Here is a 22,738-nt window from a genome sequence, read left to right on the forward strand (position 1 = left end):
TGGATAATTTATGTATTATGGAGATGTTTTTACATCTCCTTTTTATTTTATCTAGTTTTAATTACTTCTTCTGCCTACTAAAATTATACTCTAACTTTTAATTAAGTTATTCGATAAGGCATATTAAAGAAAATAACAAGTCAAAGATGCGACGTATATTTTATGTCAGACAAGGAAATGAAATTAATGCATAGCAAGCTATGGGCTGATTTTATTGACGCAGTATGACGCAAAATAGACTAGTATACTGACTTGTTATTTATTTTAATATGCCTAAAATCTCTAAAACTAATTTTTCAGGATTATTAGATTTCATTAAACTAGACATTATTGCAATTCCACTTGCTCCAGCATCAATAATCTCATTAAAGTTTTTTGAGTTTACTCCTACAATTCCAATAATAGGTATGTTAATATTTTCACTAAGTCTATTGATTTCTTTAATTCCTTTAGGTGCTATGTCTTTTTTACAAATATATTTACCATTTTAAATTTTATAATTTTCACTTAAAATAATACTATCACTATGTTTGTTTACACTTGTATTTAATATAGAATTTAAACGTTTTAAAACTTAGATAAATTTTTAACAATTTTTTATTGAATATTTTTTAAAAAGTGATAAAATTACTATTGTTGGTATTCTATTTATAGAAACTAAACTAAAAATTGGTGTATAAATTTTCTGAATTATATCCACAAAAGGAATAAGAACGGAGGCATTTTTATGGAAAAAATTAATGTTAAAACAAAATTTTCAACTAGACAAATGGCAATGGTAGGTATGCTATCTGCTGTGTCAATCTTTTTAGGATTAACTGGGTTAGGCTTTATTCCAATTCCACCTGTAAAAGCTACTATAATGCATATTCCTGTTATCGTAGGTGCAATTATTGAAGGTCCTATTGTTGGTGCTTTAGTTGGTGCAGTATTTGGATTGTTTTCAATGTATCAATCTTTTACAACACCATTACCTACATCATTTATTTTTTGGAATCCTATAATTGCTTTATTACCTAGAATTTTAATTGGAATTGTATCATATTATGTATATGTATTTTTTAAAAATAAATTTAAAAAACAAAGCATAAGTATTGCTATTTCTGCAATAATAGGTACATTAACTAATACAATAGGAGTTATGGGACTAACTTATATAATTTATCTTGAAAAATACGCTAATGTATTGGGTATAAGTAAAAGTGCAGCTACCATAGGAATTGGTGGAGTTGTTGTTACTAATGGTTCAATTGAAGCAATAGTAAGTGCTGTAATATCAATACCTATAGTGATTACTTTATTAAAAATTAATAGAAATAATTAAACTATTTATATATATTTAAATTAGGCACATTCAAAGAAAATAACAAGTCAAAGATGTGACGTATATGACCAATGATGTAAACTTTTTCCATCATTGGTCATTATATCTATATAGTATTAAAGGAGTTTTAAGTTATGCATGAAATTAAATTCTGTGATATAGCTGGTATTAAACTTGGTCATGCTGAAGATAAAGAAGGAGGCACTGGTTGTTCTGTTGTAATATGTGAAAAAGGTGCAACTGGTGGCGTGGATGTTCGTGGTGGTTCACCTGGAACTAGAGAAACTGATTTATTAAATCCAATGGAAATGGTAGATAAAATCCATGCAGTAGTATTATCTGGCGGAAGTGCTTTTGGTCTAGATGCTTCTAGTGGAGTTATGGAATATTTAGAAAACAAAGATATAGGATTTGATGTAACAGTTGCCAAAGTACCTATTGTGTGTCAAGCCGTATTGTTTGATTTAGCTTTTGGCAATCCAAAAATAAGGCCAAATAAAGAAATGGGACTTCTAGCTTGCAAAAATTCTGAAAGTTATACAGCTGATATTAATGGTAATATTGGTGCTGGATTTGGAGCAACTGTTGGTAAATTTTTAGGCCCTAGTACTGCTATGAAAGGTGGCCTTGGAACATATGCAATTAAAGTTGGTAACCTTGAAGTTGGTGCAATTGTAGCAGTTAATTGTTTAGGAGATGTTGTTGATCCTAAAAATTTAGATATAATTGCAGGAGCCTATGACCGTGAAAATAATAAATTTTTAAATACTGAAGATATAATACTATCAAACTTAGAAAAGCCTAATAATCCATTTAAAGGTAATACAACCATAGGTATTATTGTAACTAATGCAAATTTTACAAAAGCTGAAACAAACAAAGTAGCTTCTATGGCACATAATGCATACGGTAGAACTATGCGTCCAGCTCACACAATGTTTGATGGAGACACAATATTTACAATGTCTACAAACAAGGTTAATTCTGATGTAACAACCGTCGGAATGATTGCTACAAATGTAATGGAAAGGGCCATATTAAGAGGAGTTAAATCCGCTGAATCCTTGTTAGATTTCCCAAGTTTTTATCAAGTAAAAAATATATAAATAAATTAAATTTGCTATACTTTATATTAAATTGTACAAATTTCCTATTGTAATGTTTTTTTACTAATATTCCTTCTATTCCATAGATTATAATTTTCACTATTACATACAATAATACTGCAAAGCAAAAAGAAATGCTTAGCAAATAAAAAATTGAAGGAGGAATATATTATGGCAAATTCATTAGTACCTGAAGCAAAAAATGGGTTATCAAAATTCAAAACTGAAGTAGCAAGTGAAATGGGTGTTCCATTTACTGATTACAATGGTAACCTTTCTTCAAAACAATGTGGAAGCGTTGGTGGAGAAATGGTTAAAAGAATGGTACAACAATACGAATCTGGCATAAAGTAGTATTCTAACTGATTTATTGAAAAAGGAGAGATATATGTACTTTATATACTAGTTAATGATACTTAAACATTTATATTATTTTTGAGAAATAATTATTGCAATCTTTATATTTTTAGATATTGCAAAATTTAAATCCATAAATAATAAAATATTAAAGTATGATTTACAACGTATAAATTTGTACATATGTCTCTTCTTTTGATATAAATATTTAATTTGATCTTCCCTTAGCTTAAAAACATTTAGCTTTTACATATAATTTTTTTTAATATCCCTTAAATGTATAAGTCTTAGTATAAAATTACTTTATATTAACTTCAATATTATTTCTAATTATTAATTGGTGTTAATATTATTTCATCATTTACTCCATCAACTTTTACTTTTGATCCATAAATTAAGTCACCTCTAATTATCATCCTAGCAAGATTGTTTTCTAATGTATTTTGAATATATCTCTTTAATGGTCTTGCACCATAAATTGGATCATATCCTTCTCTTGCCATTATAACTTTAGCTTCATCTGTCACTTCTACTTCAATATTTTTATCTTTTAATCTGTTTGATACTTCATTTAAGAATATATCAATAATTTTCTTAATACCAGTTTCAGATAATGGCTTAAACATGATTATATCATCAACTCTGTTTAAGAATTCAGGTTTAAATCTTAATTTTAATTGATTCATAACTTGATCCTTAATATTAGGTTGAATATATTCTTCAATTTTATTTTCTAATAAATAGTTACTTCCAATATTTGAAGTCATAATTATTATAGTATTTTTAAAATCTACAGTTTTTCCTTTATTATCAGTTAATCTACCATCATCTAATATTTGAAGAAACATATTAAAAACATCTTCATGAGCCTTTTCAATTTCATCAAATAAAATTACACTATACGGATGTCTTCTAACAGCTTCAGTTAATTGACCACCTTCATCATATCCTACATATCCTGGAGGAGCTCCAACTAATCTGGATACAGAATGCTTTTCCATATATTCTGACATATCAATACGGATAATATTTTCTTCTGAATCAAACATATTTCTAGCTAAAGTCTTAGCAAGTTCTGTTTTACCAACTCCAGTAGGTCCTAAGAATATAAATGATCCTATTGGTCTATTAATGTCCTTAAGTCCTGCTCTTGCTCTTAAGATTGCATTAGTTACAGACTCAATAGCTTCATCTTGCCCTATTACTCTTTCTCTCATATCATCTTCTAATCTTAAAAGTTTTTCTCTCTCTCCTTCAATAATATTACTTACAGGAATTCCAGTCCATTTAGATAAAATTTGTGATACTTCTTCCTCTGTAACCTCTTCTTTTAAAAGAGCACTGTCATAATTTTCTTTGACTTCAATTTCAACATTTTTAAGCTTTTCTTCTAAAGCAGGAATTTTACTGTATTGAATTTCAGCAACTTTATTATATTCATAGTTCCTTTGCGCTGCTTCTAACTCTCCTCTTGCTTGATCTAACTCTTTTTTTATATTTTTAATAACTACAATATGCTCTTTTTCTTTTTCATATTTAGCAGTCATTTCATCATTTTTTTCTTTTAATTCCGCAAATTCTTTTTCTAAATCAACTAATCTATTTTTTGATCCATCATCTTTTTCTTTAGATAATGCTTCCTTTTCAATTTCAAGCTTAAATATCTTTCTTCTTATAACATCTAATTCTGTTGGTAACGAATCAATTTCAGACCTTATCATAGCTCCAGCTTCATCAATTAAGTCAATTGCTTTATCTGGTAAAAATCTTCCTTGAATATATCTATCAGAAAGTTTTGCTGCAGCTACTATAGCTGAATCGTGGATTCTAATACCATGATGTATTTCAAATCTTTCTTTTAATCCTCTTAATATTGAAATAGTATCCTCAACACTTGGTTCATTTATAATTACAGTTTGGAATCTTCTTTCTAAAGCTTTATCTTTTTCAATATATTGTCTGTATTCATCAAAAGTTGTAGCTCCTATACAATGAAGTTCTCCCCTAGCAAGTAATGGTTTTATTAAATTTCCCGCATCCATAGCCCCTTCAGTCTTACCTGCACCTACTATAGTATGAATTTCATCTATAAATAAAAGTATTCTTCCTTCACTACTTTGAACTTCTTTTAATACAGCTTTTAATCTCTCTTCAAATTCCCCTCTATATTTAGCACCTGCAATTAATGCTCCCATATCAAGCGAAAATATAATTTTATCTTTTAGACCTTCAGGAACATCTCCTCTAACTATTCTCTCTGCTAATCCTTCTACAATAGCCGTTTTACCAACTCCTGGTTCACCTATTAATACTGGATTATTCTTTGTTCTTCTTGAAAGTATTCTTATAGTTCTTCTTATTTCCTCATCTCTTCCAATAACAGGATCAAGTTTATGCTTCTTAGCAAGTTCAACCAAATTTGTTCCATACTTAGCTAATGCATCATATGTGCCTTCTGGATCTTGTGAGTCAACTCTTTGGCTTCCTCTTACTTCAGAAAGAACCTTTAAGAATCCATCCTTTGTAATATTGTACTTATTTAATATTTTTGAAACTTCACCATTCTTATCAACATCTATTATAGCAAGCATTAAATGTTCTACACTAACATATGAATCTTCAAATTTCTTTGAAAGTTCTTCTGCTCTGATTAAAACTTCATCTACTTTTCTTGTAATATACACACCTGAGTTTGAAGCACCTTCACCTAATACTTTTGGCATAGAATCAAGAGATTTATTTAAAGTATCTTTTAAATCCTTAACTGACACTCCCATTTTAGTGAAAATATTTGGTACTAATCCATCATCTTGTTCTACAAGGGCAGAAAAAAGATGGATTATATCTATTTGCTGATGATTATATTTAACAGCTGTAACATTTGCATCATTTAACGCTTGTTGCACCCTTAAAGTCATTTTATCAGTATTCATTGTTCTACCTCCTAGTTTAGGCATCTCTACATACATAACTAGCCAGTCTTCTTGTCTTTTTTTGTACTATACTGTGTCAGCAAAGGCAGCTAATAACAGTAGTACTAACTACCTTTACTTTCTTATCTAGTTAAAAAAATCCTAAGAATATTTGACCAGTTATTTGTTTTACAATGCCTTATATAATTATATTTTATTCCTTAAAAATATAATAATATAAAGGTCAAAGAAAGTCAAAGTTATTTTAATATTTTTTATTATTTTTTTAACAAAAAAATATTGACCATGTTTTAAGATATCAACATTCACTTAAAACATAGCCAAAATATTAAATAAGTTTTATATTTTTTGAATGTGACTTAGGTATCATCAACCTCAAGATATATAAAAGGTTTATTTTTATTATTACAATATGAAAATATACTTATAAAGTTTGCTTTATCTTCTATTCCTGTTAGCGTTATTCCACAATTATCCTTATAGTCATATATCCATTCATTAACTAAGTCCATAATATTTAAAGTTATAAAATATTTAGTTTTAGTTCCCTGCATACTTGCTTTTTCTTTATTATATATAAACTTAGGTGCATTATCCCACGTTACTCCTAGTGGATTATACTCTTCCGTATTATAATTAAGATAGACTTCATTACTATCTAATATACACGGAGTATATATGTTTTTTTCCACACATAAATTTAATCTTGCAGTTTTTATTTTACACGCATCTGGAAGTCTATCTTTTATATCGAAAATCATTAGTACTCTAAAAACATTATTATCTTTTCCTTTTGTATTGCCTACTGGTAAATACTTGTTTTCATAAAAATTTTCCTCATTAAATTTTTTACTAATTACAGATATAGATGAAGGATAAATAGAAATTATTTTCATCTAATCGCTCCTTTAATTTTATCTCTCATAATCTATATTATGAGTATATTTTATATTTAATTCTTGTTATAAAAATTATAGTTCTTATTGTTTAACTCAAGCATATTTTAATGTTCTTACTCTACATAAGGCACATTCAATTTATTTCTTTTCTTTAAATAAATTGATATAATTATCTAAGCATTATTAAAAAATAAAAAATGAATATTCTATGAATCTTTGGCTTATTATTTCCTATTAAAATGAATATTCTATATATTATTGAAAGGTGGTTAAAAAATGAGAAGAGAATATATTTCTTATGAGGAAAACCTTCCTATTCGTATTTCTTATGCCTCAATAAAAGAATATCCTCTTCATTGGCACAACACTATTGAAATCATTTATGTACTAAAGGGAACATTAAATGTTACTATAGATACTGATAAATCTGAATTAATTGAGAAAGAATTAGAAATAATTAATGTTGAAGAAACTCATAGTATGCATAGTGATGATGAGAATAACAAAGTTTTAATATTTCATATAGATCCTATGTTTTTTGAAAAATATTATAAAGATATTAAAAACATGTTTTTTTATACTAACTCATCTGATAAGGGTGCTCAAGATGCAGAAGAATATGATGAGTTTAGAACATTTTTAGCTAGAATTTTGTGTGAAGTTGTTCAAAAGCAAGAAGATTTTGATGAGGAAATTGAATCTACTTTAATTAAATTACTTTATCATCTTTTAAACTATTTTCATTATTTAATCTATGAAAAAGAAGAACTTAAAGAAAATAGTGAACAATTAGAAAGATATCATAGAATATCTAAATATATCTTTAATAATTATAATAATAATATAACACTTCAGGAAATAGCAAAAAAGGAATTCTTAAGTCCTCATTACTTATCCCATGAAATTAAGTCAGCTACTGGATACACCTTTACTGATTTGATTAATTTAACTAGAATCGAAGAGTCAGTAAAATTGCTTTTAGATACTGATATGAGCATATATGAAATATCTGAAGCAATTGGTTTTTCTCATACACGTTATTTAAACAAAAATTTTAAAATTTATTACAATTGTACTCCTCTTCAATATAGAAAAAAATATAAAGTTAATGATGAGACTTTTGAAAAGCTTAAAAATATTACCTATTATACCCTAAATGAAAGTCTTGATTTAGTTATACATTATTTAGAAGACTATGAAAGATTTAATTATGAAAATAAACTTTGGAAAATTCATATTAATATGGATAATTCCCTTGGCAAGTTTCATGAAACATTTCGTAATATCATTAGTTTAGGAGAATCTTTTGACTTATTAATTGAAGATAATAAAGATATTCTTGAAGAAATCCAAAAAGAAATCCATTTTAATTATGGAAGACTAGAAAATTTCTTTCATCCTGATATGACAGTTTTCCCTGGAAATAATTTTTTTAATTGGAATAAAGCAAATGCTGTTTTAGAATTTTTAAATCATATTGAGCTAAAACCTCTAATTGTTATAGATAATGGTGAAATATTTTCATGTTCAGATTTCAAAAATATTTTAAAAAATTTTCATGATTATTTTTCTTTATCTGATGTAATTAACTTAAGTGACATTCAATTTCAATTTTCTTCTTCAATAGATGAAAAAATTAAAATTCATTTGAGAGAATTTTTAACAGAAACTTATAATTTTGAAATTTTAGATACAAATCTTAATTCTAAAAAAACATTAAATAAAATTTATGATACAGCTTATATGCTTCCTTATATAATTCATAACTATATATTTAATGGAGAAGACTTGAATTTTTTAACAGCTTTTGACGTCCTTGAAAAAGAAGTTTTATTAACTAATGAAGTATTTATTGGTTCTTCTGGACTTGTTAATGATATGGGAATTAAAAAACCTTCTTATTATGCTTATTATCTATTAAGCAAGTTAAAAGGCGAAGTCGTATTAAAAGAAGAAGGTTATATAGTTACTAAGAATAATAACACCTATAGTATACTTTTATATTCATATAATGACTACATAGTTGATTTAATAGATATTGATGACATTTCTAAAAAACGTGGACTTAAAAAACCTACTGAAAAAAAATTATCATTAAATATATCTAATATCAAAAAAGCTACTAGAACCGTAACTTACGAGGTAAATGAACGAGTTGGTTCTTCATATAATTATTGGGTAGCCATGGGAAAACCTAACAGATTAAATAAAGAAGAAAAAGAGATTCTGCACAAAGCCTCATTTCCTAAAATTGAATTTAAGTACAATAAAAAAAGTTCTGTATTAAATATAATTGCAAAACTTAAGGGATATGGTGCTATGTTAATATTAATTAATGAAGTTAATTGATTAAGGCGCATTCAAAAAGTATATTTTTTTAAAATGTGCCTAAATTAATCTCAAATGGTACATAAACATGAATATTTTTGTGTTTATGTACTTTTTTATTAGTATCCTTATATATAAAAAAGCATATTAGTACTTTTAACTTGGCATCTTAATGGATTATCTTTAAATTTATTTTATATTATACTGTTATTAGGCACATTCAAAAAAATAGCAGACCAGTATGCTAGTCTATTTTGGTCTGTTATTTTATTTCATGTGCCTTATAGAATAAATTTAAGTAATTAAGGCATTGTTTTGCTAAAAATTCCTTAAATATACATGAGGAGTAATTTTGTGGAAATAAATAACAAACTTTTTGAAAATGAAAAGATAAGTAAAGCTATTATTAAATTAGCAATACCTTTAACTATATCCTTATTCGTGTCTGAACTTTATAATATGGTTGACACAGTCTTTGTTGGAAGATTTATCGGACCTTCTGCTATTGGTGCACTAACTATTGCTTTTCCAATACAACGATTATTAATATCTATTGGTTCACTTATTGCAGTTGGCGCATCTACTTATGTTGCACGAATGCTTGGTGAAAAAAAATATAGAAATATTAAAAATGCTATTTTTACTTCTGTATTCTCTACTCTGATACTTCTTTTCAGTATATCCTTATTGATATTTGTATTTATAGAACCCGTTTTAAAAGCATTAGGGGCTTCTGATACACTCTATCCATTAGCAAAAACTTATACTGTAATAATACTCTTAGGTGGAGTTTTTCAATCTCTAGCAGTTGTAATATCCTATATTATAACTTCTCTTGGAAATCCCAAAATCACGTTATACTCTAATGGTTTGGGTGCTATTATTAATGTAATCATAGATTTTGTTTTTGTTGGAATTTTAAATTGGGGTGTTGCAGGGGCCGCAATAGCTACAGTAATATCACAAATAATTGCATTTATATTTGTTATATATTCTTACAATAAAGTTAAGAAAAACATTACTGATTTAGCTAATGAAATGCCTATTAAAAACTCAAATATTAAGATCGGATTTGAATTCGGTATATTATTTGTAATATTGTCTGTTGGGTTTTCTTCATTTATAGTAGAAATTTCTGATGCTATTGTAGCCATGTTTTTAAACAATATATTATTTCTACAAGGTGGTGATTCCGCTATTATAATTATAGGTACTATTACCAAGGTATCTATGTTTATGTTTATTACTATAATTGGAATAAGTTCAGCTATGCAACCAATTATAGCTTATAATTATGGAGGCAATAATACTAAACGAGTAAACGAAACTATAAAGGTTGGTAGTAAATATTTACTTGGAGCATCTTTTATTTTGTGGATAATTCTAATGAGTGCTACAAAACCAATATTAGGGTTTTTCTTAAAAGATGAAGTATTACTTCCTCAAGCAATACTTGCATTTAGAATTTGTATATCTCTTCTACCAACTGCCAGTATTTATTATGTATGTATTTATTACTATCAAGCTATTGGACGAGCTTCTACTTCATTTTTCTTATCTCTATATAGGCAGATTTTATTATTTATACCTTTAGCTATTATATTAGTAAATTATTTAGGAGTAATTGGTGCATGGATTGCTTTTCCCGTATCAGATATTATTTCTGCCATAACTTCATTATTCTTAATAAAGAAGGTAAATTTATCAAAAGATACTAGTTTTACAATTTCAAATAAAAAACTAATTAAAACCCTATCCTAAAGTTAGACACATAAAAAAAGTGGCTGTCTCATCATATAATTCATTTAATTATATGATGGATATTCAGAAAAGAAATAGAAATAACATTTGTGGAAGAAGCATTGAAAAATAAGCTTAGAGTTTCTTCATTTGAAGTTGTTCCATAAATGATTGTCCTAATGCATATTAGGAGCATTCTTTTATGGGTACAACTTTAAATGTTAGAAACTCTTAGGCATATTCAACAAAATAACAAGTCAGTATGCTAGTCTATTTTGAGTCATACTACGTCAGTAACATTAGCTAATAGTCTACTATTGGCTAATGTTACTTCCTTGTCTGACTCAAAATATACGTCACATCTTTGACTTGTTATTTTGTTCATATGCCTTAGCAAAATTTTTCTAGTCTTCTTTAATAAATGTTATTTCTATTTCTTTGTTATTACTTCACTTGGGGTCCATTTTATTCTAAAACAGCCCCTTTTTTATATAAAATTTGCTTAATTTAGTTATTTATTTGAAGATGCCTTATATTCTCTTATCTACGACAAATGCTAAATTAAAATATTTTAATGCATCTGATACAGTCCCAAGTTTATAATACATATTTCCCATATCTATATATATTTTTTTACGCTCTTCTCTTGTTCCAGATTTAAATAATGCGTCTAAAGATATATTCATATATTTTTCTGCTTGTACATAATCTCCTAATCTTTGAAGTATAGTTCCTTTTAAATAATATGCTTTTTTAATTAATATTACATTATCTGTTGAAATTGCAATATTTAGAGACTCATCTACAATTTTAGATGCAATTTCAAATTCAGAATTTTTTATTAGAATTTTAGTACATGAATTAAGAAACTCAACATATTTTTCTTTATTATAATACGGGAATGTTTTTATTCCCTCTTCTATCTCTTTTATGGCCTTTTCTTTATCATTTACTTCAAAATAATATTTACCATAATCGCCTTTAGATAATGCAGATATTATTGGATTATGCTTTTGATATTGAAAAGCTTTGCTTTTATACTCATCTACAAATTCTTTTTTTAATTTAATACATAAAGTTGCATAAGCATGATATATATTACCTTTATTTGCATCATTATCAATATTATCTATATCTTTTATTACCTTTGATAAAATATTATATGCTTCCTCAAATTTATTTAATCTTTGATGACAAATTGCTTCATTATAGGCTATTAAACAATATTCTTCTTTGTCTAATGCTTTTTTATCTTGCGTTAATATTTCTCTTAATTTACTATAATATGCTATAGACTCCATATATTCTTTATTTTCATAAAGGTATCTAGCCATATCTTTAAAATATATAAGAGTATTTTCTGTAGTATTGTTTCTTTGATATAAGTCATAATACTGTGATACTATTAACTGAATATTTTCAACCTTGCTTTGTTCAACATAATAAGAGAACAATATATGTATTAAATCAAATGCTAAATCATAATATTCATGTTTAATAGAATATGCTAAATTATATTTTAATTTATCTTCACACTCTGGATCAGAATATATACTCTCCTTTATTAACTTTAAATTATTAGAAATTTGTTCGTATACATCTTTTGTTAGATAATTTAAGTCAATACCAATATTGTTTGCTATATAATTTAATAATTCTTCATCAGCTTTAACTTTGCCATTCTCTATACAACTCATTTTTGAAATTGAAATTTTACTTTTACATAAATCTTTTAAAGTAATACCTTTAAATATTCTCGCTCTTTTTATTTTTTCACCTGTAGATAATATCTCCATTCACATCACCCATTTACATTTATTAAATTTGTCTTATTTCTATTATCTAAAAATCACTTAACAAGCCCTATCTCCTCAAATAATTTAATTCCTTCTTCTAAATAATAGGCTGCTTGTCCTTCTTCTTTCTTGTTCATAAAATGTTTACCTATTCTCATAGCTAATTCTCCTGCTTTAAGTAAATCACCTGTTTCCTTAGCTATATTATATGCTTCAATTAATATCTCTTCAGCTTCAGCATGTCTTTCTAACACATTAAAAATAGTATACTGCATCAGTTTGCATTCAATTTGTCTCTTAATATCATCCGCATCTATTATATTACTAATTTTATGTACTATAGTCTCACATTGTTCTATATTTTTAAGTTTTAAATGCGCTTTACAAACATCTATTAATATATCTACTACACTACCCACTTCATTTTGTGAAATTATTTTTTCTGATATTTCATAGTGTTTAAAAGATTCATCTATATCGTCTAATTCATAAAATAGTTTACCTAGATTATGTTCTATATTAGATACGTTCTTATTATATTCTATTTTTCTATAAACTTCTAATGCCTTTTTGGAATATTTAGTAGCTTTTAATAAGTTTCCTTTTTTATTAAACTCTTCCGCCAATGTAAGTAACGTTTTAGCATAACTATTATCACTATATGTTTCTTCAAGTTTGCGTTTAGCCATATAAGAATATTCTAAAGCATTATCTAAATTTTCAATATTAAAATATGTTCTTGCCATATTATAGTATATTTCTCCTAGTAAAAAATCATCAGCTATATTGTTATCTAAATATACTTTTTCTGCTTGTTTTAAATAGCTACTAGCAGAATGATATGATCTTAAATGTATTGTCATTTTTGCTAAATTCAAAAAAGTTTTTATTATTTCCTCATAATTATTATTTTTAATAAATATAACATTCGAAGATAAAAAGAACTTTTGAGCCATTGGAAAATCTTCCTTATATATATATATTTGAGCACTTATGAATAAAAGTCTAGCTTTTCTATATTCTAAATTATATTTTTCTGAGTAATATAATGAATTATTTATATATTGTTGTGCAATATCATAATTACCACATAATATATATGATTCAGCAACTTGTTCATAATAAATACTTATTTTTTCAGCTTGACTCTCCTCTGATTCCATAAGGTGCCCAATACTTATATCTAATGTTAATGCCAAATATTCAAGTAAATCCATTGATGGATTTGATCTTCCAGATTCAATTAAACTTATTTGACCAGGAGTTATTCTATTTTTAGCTAAATCTTTTAATGTCATATTCAGCTCTTTTCTTCTTGATTTTATCTTTTCTCCCAAGGACAGAATTTCCACATTTTTCAACTCTTTTCTATATTTTAAATGGTTTTATTAATAATTATAGCATAAAATCTTAATAAACTACATCGAATTATTAAATATTTAGGAATTTTCATATTATTTTACCATATTTATCTAGTTTGATTATTGAAAATACCATAATAATTATATTTATAAATTTAAATTGTTGTATACGTTCTCTTTCGAAGCAATTTTCTTATCTTTAAATAAAAAAAAGTCTTATCTAAATAATAATAAATATTCCAATATTAGAACATTATTAATTATATAGATAAGACTTTTTTAATCAAAAATATTTTTATTTAGACCAATGCATCATACCATCATAAGTATCTTCAGCCATATTTCTCATTTTCATTCCTGCTTTTCTCATTGACCTTTTAGTTCTTCTATCTAATTGAGGCATAACCATCATCCCAACTGTTGCTCCTATTATTGCTCCTGCCGCAACTCCTCTTGTGAATTTTCCCATAATAAACATCTCCTTGTATATTAAATTTGATATAGTTAAGTTATGTATTTTGAGAAAATTTACTCTATGAAATTTTTGGTTTATTATTTAAAATTTCTAAAAACATTTTTCTAATAAATATAAAATAAATTGTTCTTTTTCTTTATTTAATAACTTTGAAATACATTTTTTAGATTCTATATTATTATTTTTATATTTTTTAATTATATTTTCAAAATTATTATTTAATTCTTCTTTTATATTATTAGTTAAAATTTGAGTATTGTTATTGTTATTGTTATTGTTATTGTTATTGTTATTAATAATTATAATATTTTCTTCACAATTAGGTGCAATATTTAAGATTTCTGATTTTAAAGATAAGCTTGATACTTGCAAAGTATTTTCCATAATCCATTTTTGCACAACCTTATCTGATTTTATTGATAACCTTTCTTTGCATTTTTCATCAACAAGTTCATTAAAAAAATCTCCTGTATGACTATCTACTTTAACAAAAATAATTTCAATTCCACTATTCATTAACTCTTGCATTTTTTTGTAGTACTCTTTAGATGAGTCCTCTTTTCTCTCCCAAAAGCCTGTTGCATGATAACAAATTCCTGCATAATCATGAAATATCACTACTTTTTTTTCTTTATTATTCAATGCATATTGAACTCCTTTTACAGCACCTTTTAGTTCTCCTGCTATTTGCCTTATGTTTTTTTCAGAATCATTTTTTCCTATTCCACTTTCAATATGCTGTACTATATTATTTTTCACAGCTACAACACCATATGAGTATTCTTCTGTACTCATATTATAGCTTCCGTCAACATAGATATGTAGACAATCTTTAGGATAACTTCCATCTTCCTTTTTTAATAAATCACCACTATTACTTAAAAACTTTTCAGCTTCTTTTATATCTTCAAAACTTTTATATTTTGCTCCCTTAACTCCCTTTACATAACTCAAGCACTCTGTCCAAGTGTTAACTATTATGTTTTCTATCTTTATATTATTTTTAGAATCAAATCCTTCTTTTATTGCATAAACTTTTTTACCCACGCTTTTATTCCTTTCTCTCTTAGCATTATTTTCTCTCAAATACTTCACCTATAATGTAGCTATTTCATTTATAACTTCATACAGTCTTTCTACATTTTTTGCTCCTGTAAAGTTAATTAAATATTCAAGACCATCTTTTAATACTATAATAATATCATTTTTGCCTTCCCAATTTTCCATAATCACATTTAAAGAAACATCATTAATTACATTATTTAATGCAAAAAATGCAACTCCAATTTCATCAATTGCTCCTATAAATGGTATATTATTGGGTATTATATCCGTTGGTAAAGTTATATATGCAATAGCTGATGACATTATTACTTTAGTTTTTACTGGAACTCTTTCATCCTTTAGTAACCTATATATTAATGAAACAATATCAGGCAAAACAAATATATAATTTTTTAATTTTTTTGATTTTTCAGGAAGCTTGTCTTCTAAAATCTTTCTTCCCTTAGAGTAATTATCATTCACCTTATTAATAACTGTTACTTCTTTATCATTTTCTTTTTCCGGCTCTTCAACTACTTCTGCATTAATCTCTTTTACTAATTCACCCTTTAATGATATATTAATATCTTCAGCTTCTACCCAAACTTCTGCCCCTTTAACGAATACTTCTTTAATCTTTAAATCTACAAATGGCACTTTTTCTAATATCTTATTTATATCTACTATTATCTTATCCTTTTCAGTTGTTATCCCTTTATCTTTAAAATCTTCAACTAATTTTTTCAATAAAAAGCTTCTTATCATTCTAAATAATCCTAACTTCATAACTTTAAAGTTAGAGACTCTTCCTATCAGCTTTTCATCTATGCACTCTATTGTTTCTATCTTTAGTGAGAAATCTACACTAAATCCTTTTTTTAAATTTCCTTGAATTAAAATTCCATCAACTATATTAATTTTATTTAAAGTTAATCCATCTACCTTAACGAAATCGTTAATGATGCTTAATATGTCTTCTCCAACTAATTTAACTTTTACATTTGATATTTTCATAACATATTCCCCTTTAAGAGTATTTATTTTGATACATATACTTAAAAGTATACATTACTTCCTGTTAATATTGAAGATGCCTTAATATAATAATTAAGTTTAAAAATTATATGTAAAGGTAAAATAATAGTATTTACTATCTTATTTTATCCGATTGCTAGAATTGCTAATACTCTCATCTTCTATAAAAGTGGGAGATAAGCACTGCTACGCACCTAGATAAGTTCTTCTAAGATTCAGATGGGAAAAGTAATTTTTATAAACAAATTCCACCTGAACCTAAGAATCACTTAATAAGTACACTGAAAAAAGCCAAATGCAATTGAATATTGTTTATCTAATTACACTTAGCTCTTTTAATGAATTGGATCTGTTTTAAAACAGTGTTGATATTGTTACATATTGTTCAGGGTGCTAAAGAATTGAACTTAAGAACATCTAATGCACGCTTCACAAAAATGTAACAATATAAACACTATACTAAAACAGAGCCAATGAATTATATATTTAATTTTTTATATGCCTTATTAAAATACTGGAATTACTGCTCCATTATATTTATCTTCTATAAATTTTTTAACTTCTGGAGAAGTTAAAGCTTTAACTAAAGCCTTAATCTTATCTGATTCTTGATTTCCATCCTTAACTGCAATTATATTTCCATAAGGTTTAGCTGCTTCTGAATCCTTATTTTCAATTACAATAGCATCCTTTGAAGGTTCAAATCCAGCTGGAATTGCATAGTTACCATTTATTACTGCTGCATCAACATCACCTATTGATCTAGGGACACTAGCTGCTTCTAATTCACTGAACTTTAATTTCTTTTTATTTTCTGTTATATCTTTAGGTGTAACTAATTCACCATCTGCTATTTTAATTACTCCATTGGAAGCTAATAATTTTAATGCTCTAGCTTCATTTGACGGGTCGTTTGGAACTGCAATAGTAGCTCCCTCTTTAAGTTCATCTAAGCTTTTAATTTTTTTAGAGTATAAACCCATTGGTTCTAAATGAACTTGTGCCACTGAAACTAATTTTAATCCCTTTGATGCATTTTGTTCATTTAAATAAGGTAAATGTTGAAAATAATTAGCATCTAAAGAACCTTCTGACAATGCTATATTGGGTTGAACATAATCAGTAAATTCAGTTATTTCTACTTTATAGCCTTCCTTTTCAAGTAATGGCACTGCTACATCAACAATTGACTTATGTGGTTCTGGTGACACTCCAATTTTTATTATTTTATCTTCCTTTGAATCTGCACTTTTTGTCTTGTCTGCTGCGCCCCCACAACCTACTAATCCAAATGCAAGAATTCCTGCTAAAATTACCACTAAAATTGATTTCTTTTTCATATTTTTTACCCCCATTTTATATTTATTTGCTCGAACTTACTAAAGTCAACATATGTGAGTCGAGCTTCCTTTTATTTTGAACTTAAAATTTATTTATTTAATTTATTTTCTTCATATAATAAATTAAATATTCTTTTACTTTGATAATTTTTTATAAAAATAATTTCCTAAAACTTGTAGTGCTTGTACTACTATAATTAAAATAATACATGTTACTATCATTGTGGTTGTTTCAAATCTTTGATATCCATATCTAATTGCTACGTCTCCAAGACCTCCGCCTCCAAGATTTCCTGCCATTGCAGAATATCCAACAATACTTATTATTGTAAGTGTTATTCCAGACATTATTGAAGGTATTGCTTCTTTAAGCATTACTTTAAAAATTATTTGAGTATTTGAAGCTCCAAATGCCTTTGCTGCTTCAATTACACCCTTATCAACTTCTCTTAATGCTGATTCTACAACTCTTGAAACAAATGGTGCAGCAGCTATTGTAAGTGGTACTATAGCTGCTGGTGTTCCCATTGTTTTTCCAACAAGTATTTTGGTTAAAGGCATAATTACTACCATCAGAATAAGAAATGGAAAACTCCTTAAAGTATTCACTATAAAATCTAAAATGCTATATATCATTTTATTTGGTTTTAATCCATCACTTGCAGTAATTGTTAATAAAATTGCAGGAATAAATCCTAATATTACTGCAAATATTGTTGAAGCAAAAACCATAATCAATGTTTCATTTAAGCCTTTAATTATTATTTCTGTCATTACTCAAGAACCTCCAATAGTATATCTTTGCTTTCTAAATAGCTTAGTACTTTATCTTTATCTTTTTCTTGTATGTTAATTACAAGTCCCCCTAAAATATTACCTCTAAACTTTTCAAGCTTGCCCCACACAATTGAAAAGTCTACTCCCACTTCTCTTGCCATTTTTGTTATAATAGCATTTTCTGAAGAATTGCTTGGGAATAATAACTTTATGTTAATTCCCTCTTCTGGAAGTGTTTCATTTTCTTCTTCTCCTAAAAATTTCTTTAGTGATAATCCCGGTTGTAGGAATAAATCTTCTGCTCTACCCTCTACCTTAATTTCACCATCTTCTATTAATGCGACCTTCTCACATACTTCCTTAACAACTTCCATTTGATGAGTAACCATTACTATAGTTATACCAAGTTCTTTATTTATCTTAGAAAGTAATACTAAAATATCTTTAGTTATTTTTGGATCTAATGCTGAAGTAGCCTCATCACAAAGAAGTATCTTGGGTTCTAAAGCTAATGCTCTGGCAATTGCAACTCTTTGTTTTTGTCCCCCACTAAGTTCTGATGGTTTGCTAGATATTTTGTCTTCTAGCCCAACTAATTTAAGAAGTTCTAAAACTCTAGTTTTGATTTCTCTTTTATCATATCCCCACACTTCCAAAGGTAGTGCAATATTATCAAAAACATTTTTCCTTTGCATAAGATTAAAGTTTTGAAAAATCATACCTAAGCTCTTTCTAAATTCTCTAAGATCCTTATCTTTTAAAGATGAAACTTCATGTCCCATAACATTAAGAACTCCATTATCATAAGATTCAAGACCATTTATACATCTTAACAAAGTAGATTTGCCCGCTCCACTATGTCCTATTATTCCGTAAATTTCCCCTTTTTTTATGCTTATTGAAATATCTTTTAAAACGTGTGTTTCCCCAAAACTTTTTACTATGTTTTTAATTTCTATCAACTATTTTTCCTCCTTTGGAAAATTTGTTTTTGTAATTTTATCCGGATAAAAAAAACAAAAGCGCTAGAGAATAAATCTCTAGCGCATAATAACACTATACAAATTCACCCTCTCATCTACCAGCTAAAAAAGCTGCAGGAATTAGCACCACTAAATTGGTAAATGAACCAATAAATAGGTTGCTGGGCTTCACAGGGCCAGTCCCTCCGCCACTCTTGATAAGATATCAAAATATTAAATTTTTAACTTCTTTTTAGAATTATAAAACTATATTTTAAATTTGTCAATATATATTTTTTAAAAATAACATGTCAGTATGCTAGTCTATTTTGTATCATAGTACATCGGCATATTCAAAAAATAAATTACACAATTTTTTCAACTAAAGGCAATACTATTTTAAACTCAGTCGAAAACCCTATATTCTTTATATTAAAAGATCCATTATGCTTATCAACAAGATGTTTTATATTTTTTGATACATAATATTTAGATTTACTATGTATATCTAAAGTATTATTTTCTGTATTACTTTCAACTTCAGTAACATTATTTTCTATATTAATTACTAACTCATCTAAAGTATTATATGTTTTTACGATGATAAATCCATTAGTCTTACTTATATTCTCTACTATATTACTTAGAATTGTATGTAATTGAGCTTGTGGCATTTTTACTAAAGCTAAATCACCTTTATCTTCTACAATAACATGTATTCCTTTATTAATAACTGGTTTTAATATATCAGAAATTAATTTATTTTGAATATTATAATTAATTTGCACAGCACTTTTTATATTATTGTTTGTTTGCATAATGTTTTTCAAAGATTCTCCTAATTTTTCATCTCTTTTCATTAGGTATAAACCATACAAATAAGAAATTTGAGCACCATAATCATGCTTAATCTTTCTAAGCTGGTTATTTTTTAAATCTAATATTTGATTTAATTTAAGAATATACTCAGCTTCCCTTTTCATATTACCAAAATATATTGTGATTAAAATAAAAAATGCAAAAAAGTCAATAATAATTAGATTTTTTACTAATGGATAACTAATTATCAAGTTTTTAGAATAAAGAATAATAATATAATCCACCTCCAAAGTCATTAATATAATCATACTTATAAGTAATTTATCGTTTATAAATAAATTATGTATTTTTATTATACGTTTTCTATGCTTAAATATATAATAAATAACTATGTAGTCTATTATGTATGTAGTAAAAAGTCTTATTATATTAATGTATTGAATTGATTCTAGTTTATGAAAACATATTATTATTACATTCATAAATATTATATGTGTTATTCCCATTAGCAAATATATTATTATGTAGGAAATTGTAGCTCTAACTATATCTTTTTTATAAAATATACCCAAAATAATTAAACACATTATATGAATATAAAAAATAACCATCATTGTATCAATGATATACTTCTTTAAAAATTCTGAAGCTAGTAACAGTATAAAAACAATCCCTATTAATTCTATATTTTTCTTTTTATATTCTTGTCTAATACAGCTGTTTGTTATAATTAGAATTACAGTAGATTGCAAAATCATATTAATAACACTTGCTATTCTTACAAGCATTAATCCATCCTCCTACTTATAACTAATTTATTTTTGTTAAAATTTTCATGTTTTTTAATCATATTTTTATTATACTACTTATTTAAAAAATAATATAACTTAAATTCTTTTTTATAAAAAAACAGATACTGATATTAAATATATCAATACCTGTTTTTTTAAAGATTTTTTAATTAAATAGTTAATTAGTATAAAGGGATTTTCACTTCAAATTTTGTAGATTCCTCTGTGCTTTTTACATTCACACTTCCATTGTATTTATCAACTAATTCTTTAACAATATTTAAACCGTATCCATGATTTTTATCTATATTATCTTTAGTAGTAAATCCTGCATCGAAAATTTTGTGTATATTTTTTTCTTCAATTTTAGGACCATTATTTTCTATATTAATTACTAAATTTTTATTTAAATTATACGTTTTAATAATTATAATTCCGATTCCATTCATAGCTTTAACTGCATTGTTTACAATGTTAGATATTATTCTATATAACTCCATTTCTGACATTTCGATTTTATCTAAATTACCTTCATCATCTACAATAACATTAATTTCTTTTTCTGATATTTTTTTTACTATACTATTTATTAAAGTATTTGTGTCACAATTATCATTTATATCAACTTCACTATTAGAATTATTTTCCTTGTTAGGATTACTTTCATTTATTATTTCTTTTAATTTTTCTCCAATTTTATCAATTCTTTTCATTGAATAAAGATCATACATATAAGAAATTTGCTTTCCATACTCATTTTGAATTTTTCTCAATTCACTATTCCTAGTATCCAAAACTCTATTTAAAGCTAAAATTTTGTTTGAATTTCTAGCTATATTAACAAAATACATTGTAGTAATTATGGTAAATATTATGCCACTTATTACAATAATATTTTCAAATAAGATATTGTCCTCTACATTGCTTAATATTAAATAAAAGGCTCCTATAAAATCTAATAAAAAACTTATTATAATTAATATAATAATTGAATACTTTTTATTAATTATAAGTTTATATAATTTAAAAATTTCATCTTTAAACATAATACATAAAAATTCCATTATAAATTGTGGCATATATACAATACCAATCGTTAAAACATCTAAATATTCTGCTGAAACTAAAAATTTAAAATATCCAAAAATTAAGATTCCAAATATCATAACATCCATTACTATAAAAAAATAAATTAATGTATAAGCAGTTAATGCATATATTAAATTTTTTCTATAAAATATACCTATTATAATAGCAACTGTTATATGAGTAATAAATACACATATTGATAAGTTTCCAAACTGTTTTGTTATAAATTCCATAAATAAAAATATTATAAATGTAATAACTGACAATTCTTTTTTACTATGCTTATATTCATTATTTATACAATAATTTGGTATACTTACGCACATGATTGATTGAATAATTGTATTTATCATCTCTACTATAGATATTACCAATTTGCGTCCTCCTTTGTCTGTTGAAAATGTTTTATCTAAACTTTTTCATTGATTCAGGCATTTCTTCAACACCTACTCCAGCTAGTGAAGCTGGACTTGCTGTAATCATAGCATTAGATAACATCATTAAAAATCTTCCAATATATTCTTTCATTTTCATAATTTATTCACTCCTTAATAATTTTCAA

Annotated in this window: 19 protein-coding genes and 1 riboswitch; of the genes, 5 read left to right on the forward strand and 14 right to left on the reverse strand. The window is 26.1% G+C overall.

Translation table 11 applies throughout. The features are described 5' to 3' along the window. Positions 1-259: 259 nt before the first annotated feature. Positions 260-475: a DUF561 domain-containing protein gene (locus tag BM027_RS01570; RefSeq protein ID WP_090088583.1), complete on the reverse strand. Its 216-nt coding sequence runs from the start codon at positions 473-475 to the stop codon at positions 260-262. A 252-nt stretch (positions 476-727) separates the two neighbouring features. On the opposite strand from BM027_RS01570, the gene BM027_RS01575 reads away from it, so the two are divergent. The 3 genes from BM027_RS01575 (at position 728) to BM027_RS01585 (ending at position 2,784) form a co-directional block, all read left to right on the forward strand. Continuing rightward, on the forward strand, positions 728-1,324 hold the full coding sequence (locus tag BM027_RS01575) for an ECF transporter S component (protein WP_090088172.1): 597 nt from the start codon (positions 728-730) through the stop codon (positions 1,322-1,324). Between the two features lie 134 nt (positions 1,325-1,458). Next, the gene (locus tag BM027_RS01580; protein WP_090088175.1) at positions 1,459-2,430 is read left to right on the forward strand and encodes a P1 family peptidase; all 972 of its coding nucleotides are present in this window, start codon (positions 1,459-1,461) and stop codon (positions 2,428-2,430) included. 171 nt (positions 2,431-2,601) lie between these two features. Beyond that, positions 2,602-2,784, forward strand: coding sequence for an alpha/beta-type small acid-soluble spore protein (locus BM027_RS01585; RefSeq protein ID WP_090088177.1), 183 nt, complete (start codon positions 2,602-2,604; stop codon positions 2,782-2,784). 329 nt (positions 2,785-3,113) lie between these two features. Here the strand turns inward: BM027_RS01585 and clpB are convergent, their stop codons facing one another. Together clpB and BM027_RS01595 are read right to left on the reverse strand one after the other, a co-directional pair. Next, positions 3,114-5,720: an ATP-dependent chaperone ClpB gene (clpB, locus tag BM027_RS01590; RefSeq protein WP_090088179.1), complete on the reverse strand. Its 2,607-nt coding sequence runs from the start codon at positions 5,718-5,720 to the stop codon at positions 3,114-3,116. Positions 5,721-6,079: 359 nt separating this feature from the next. After that, complete coding sequence (locus BM027_RS01595) at positions 6,080-6,616, reverse strand: DNRLRE domain-containing protein (RefSeq protein ID WP_090088182.1); 537 nt, start codon at positions 6,614-6,616, stop codon at positions 6,080-6,082. Between the two features lie 279 nt (positions 6,617-6,895). On the opposite strand from BM027_RS01595, the gene BM027_RS01600 reads away from it, so the two are divergent. Together BM027_RS01600 and BM027_RS01605 are read left to right on the forward strand one after the other, a co-directional pair. Beyond that, entirely contained in the window at positions 6,896-8,968 is a 2,073-nt protein-coding gene (locus tag BM027_RS01600; protein ID WP_090088184.1) for a helix-turn-helix domain-containing protein, read from the forward strand. 333 nt (positions 8,969-9,301) lie between these two features. After that, entirely contained in the window at positions 9,302-10,708 is a 1,407-nt protein-coding gene (locus tag BM027_RS01605) for an MATE family efflux transporter (RefSeq protein ID WP_090088186.1), read from the forward strand. Between the two features lie 509 nt (positions 10,709-11,217). Here BM027_RS01605 and BM027_RS01610 read toward each other — a convergent pair. From BM027_RS01610 to BM027_RS18645, 11 genes are all read right to left on the reverse strand, one after another. Further along, positions 11,218-12,483 carry a helix-turn-helix transcriptional regulator gene (locus tag BM027_RS01610; protein WP_090088188.1) on the reverse strand — a complete coding sequence of 422 codons (1,266 nt, stop codon included), beginning with the start codon at positions 12,481-12,483 and terminating at the stop codon, positions 11,218-11,220. Positions 12,484-12,536: 53 nt separating this feature from the next. Next, a complete protein-coding gene (locus tag BM027_RS01615; RefSeq protein WP_090088190.1) occupies positions 12,537-13,835 on the reverse strand; it encodes a helix-turn-helix domain-containing protein in 1,299 nt (432 codons plus the stop codon). Between the two features lie 304 nt (positions 13,836-14,139). Further along, positions 14,140-14,313: a YtxH domain-containing protein gene (locus BM027_RS17935; protein ID WP_139209527.1), complete on the reverse strand. Its 174-nt coding sequence runs from the start codon at positions 14,311-14,313 to the stop codon at positions 14,140-14,142. A gap of 96 nt (positions 14,314-14,409) precedes the next feature. After that, the gene (locus tag BM027_RS01620) at positions 14,410-15,366 is read right to left on the reverse strand and encodes a ribonuclease H1 domain-containing protein (protein WP_090088585.1); all 957 of its coding nucleotides are present in this window, start codon (positions 15,364-15,366) and stop codon (positions 14,410-14,412) included. 48 nt (positions 15,367-15,414) lie between these two features. Continuing rightward, entirely contained in the window at positions 15,415-16,377 is a 963-nt protein-coding gene (locus BM027_RS01625; RefSeq protein ID WP_090088192.1) for a YkvA family protein, read from the reverse strand. A 527-nt stretch (positions 16,378-16,904) separates the two neighbouring features. Next, a complete protein-coding gene (locus tag BM027_RS01630; RefSeq protein ID WP_090088195.1) occupies positions 16,905-17,738 on the reverse strand; it encodes a MetQ/NlpA family ABC transporter substrate-binding protein in 834 nt (277 codons plus the stop codon). Positions 17,739-17,873: 135 nt separating this feature from the next. Continuing rightward, positions 17,874-18,512 (reverse strand): methionine ABC transporter permease, encoded by a 639-nt coding sequence (locus BM027_RS01635; RefSeq protein ID WP_090088197.1) that lies wholly within the window; start codon positions 18,510-18,512, stop codon positions 17,874-17,876. Further along, entirely contained in the window at positions 18,512-19,477 is a 966-nt protein-coding gene (locus BM027_RS01640; RefSeq protein ID WP_090088199.1) for a methionine ABC transporter ATP-binding protein, read from the reverse strand. Before BM027_RS01640 ends, BM027_RS01635 begins: the two co-directional genes overlap by 1 nt. Before the next feature lie 109 nt (positions 19,478-19,586). Continuing rightward, a riboswitch (SAM riboswitch) is annotated at positions 19,587-19,702 on the reverse strand. Between the two features lie 140 nt (positions 19,703-19,842). After that, on the reverse strand, positions 19,843-21,084 hold the full coding sequence (locus BM027_RS01645; RefSeq protein ID WP_090088202.1) for a hypothetical protein: 1,242 nt from the start codon (positions 21,082-21,084) through the stop codon (positions 19,843-19,845). A 185-nt stretch (positions 21,085-21,269) separates the two neighbouring features. Next, a complete protein-coding gene (locus BM027_RS01650) occupies positions 21,270-22,550 on the reverse strand; it encodes a sensor histidine kinase (protein ID WP_090088204.1) in 1,281 nt (426 codons plus the stop codon). Positions 22,551-22,581: 31 nt separating this feature from the next. Further along, positions 22,582-22,710 (reverse strand): hypothetical protein, encoded by a 129-nt coding sequence (locus BM027_RS18645; RefSeq protein WP_278320182.1) that lies wholly within the window; start codon positions 22,708-22,710, stop codon positions 22,582-22,584. Between the last annotated feature and the right edge of the window lie 28 nt (positions 22,711-22,738).

Source organism: Clostridium uliginosum (assembly GCF_900112485.1).
Taxonomy (GTDB): Bacteria; Bacillota; Clostridia; order Clostridiales; family Clostridiaceae; genus Clostridium; species Clostridium uliginosum.

What these genes read in the sequence shown, in the direction of transcription:
- BM027_RS01645 (WP_090088202.1), bottom strand. Translation starts at nt 21,084, where the DNA reads ATGCTTGTAAGAATAGCAAGTGTTATTAATATGATTTTGCAATCTACT.
- BM027_RS17935 (WP_139209527.1), bottom strand. Translation starts at nt 14,313, where the DNA reads ATGGGAAAATTCACAAGAGGAGTTGCGGCAGGAGCAATAATAGGAGCA.
- BM027_RS01585 (WP_090088177.1), top strand. Translation starts at nt 2,602, where the DNA reads ATGGCAAATTCATTAGTACCTGAAGCAAAAAATGGGTTATCAAAATTC.
- BM027_RS01610 (WP_090088188.1), bottom strand. Translation starts at nt 12,483, where the DNA reads ATGGAGATATTATCTACAGGTGAAAAAATAAAAAGAGCGAGAATATTT.
- BM027_RS01595 (WP_090088182.1), bottom strand. Translation starts at nt 6,616, where the DNA reads ATGAAAATAATTTCTATTTATCCTTCATCTATATCTGTAATTAGTAAA.
- BM027_RS18645 (WP_278320182.1), bottom strand. Translation starts at nt 22,710, where the DNA reads ATGAAAATGAAAGAATATATTGGAAGATTTTTAATGATGTTATCTAAT.
- BM027_RS01630 (WP_090088195.1), bottom strand. Translation starts at nt 17,738, where the DNA reads ATGAAAAAGAAATCAATTTTAGTGGTAATTTTAGCAGGAATTCTTGCA.
- clpB (WP_090088179.1), bottom strand. Translation starts at nt 5,720, where the DNA reads ATGAATACTGATAAAATGACTTTAAGGGTGCAACAAGCGTTAAATGAT.
- BM027_RS01635 (WP_090088197.1), bottom strand. Translation starts at nt 18,512, where the DNA reads ATGACAGAAATAATAATTAAAGGCTTAAATGAAACATTGATTATGGTT.
- BM027_RS01580 (WP_090088175.1), top strand. Translation starts at nt 1,459, where the DNA reads ATGCATGAAATTAAATTCTGTGATATAGCTGGTATTAAACTTGGTCAT.
- BM027_RS01600 (WP_090088184.1), top strand. Translation starts at nt 6,896, where the DNA reads ATGAGAAGAGAATATATTTCTTATGAGGAAAACCTTCCTATTCGTATT.
- BM027_RS01625 (WP_090088192.1), bottom strand. Translation starts at nt 16,377, where the DNA reads ATGAAAATATCAAATGTAAAAGTTAAATTAGTTGGAGAAGACATATTA.
- BM027_RS01575 (WP_090088172.1), top strand. Translation starts at nt 728, where the DNA reads ATGGAAAAAATTAATGTTAAAACAAAATTTTCAACTAGACAAATGGCA.